1 pseudogene is annotated in these 519 nt (G+C 64.9%); it reads right to left on the bottom strand.

The features are described from left to right. Positions 1 to 314, bottom strand: a pseudogene (locus EKN07_RS12415) (hypothetical protein); the annotation flags it as partial. Between the last annotated feature and the right edge of the window lie 205 nt (positions 315 to 519).

Here is a 519-nt window from a genome sequence, read left to right as displayed (position 1 = left end):
TCGGGTTTGTATTCGAGGACTTCCACGCTCCAGTCCCCGATCTGGGTCACCCCAGACGTCGGCGAGGGCGTCGGTTCCGGCGTGGCCGTGCTTGGCGTAGGTACTGGGCTTGTCGTGTGGTCACTGATCGCCGGTGTGGGTGCGGCGTGGTCCCTGCCGGCGATCATGATCCCGGCGATGACGACGGCGATGACGATCAGGCCACCAATGAGCGCCCAGGCCCAACCTGCCAGACCCCGCCGAGTGGTTGTCGCAGCGGTAGCGCCCCCGGTGGGGTCGGGCGCGTTACTGTGTAGGGCTGGTGGTGTGGGCATGGGGTCTCCGCTCTGCTCCGTGTTGTCGGTCGTTATCGTTCTTCGTTTGTGGCTGGCTGGTTGGGTCCTGCAGGGTGCGGGAGGCTATCGTTCCTCTTCACTAGTAGCGGGCACTTCTGATCGTGGTGCCGCCGTGAGGCCAGGTCGTGGTGTGGCAGTGAGGTCATGGTGGGTCGGGTTGGGGTTATGGGGTGGTGGTTGGTGT

This window comes from Actinobaculum sp. 352 (genome assembly GCF_003957265.1).
Classification (GTDB): domain Bacteria; phylum Actinomycetota; class Actinomycetes; order Actinomycetales; family Actinomycetaceae; genus Asp313.
The sequence above is the reverse complement of the archived record's forward strand: the minus strand, read 5'-3'. Positions and strand labels throughout refer to the sequence as shown.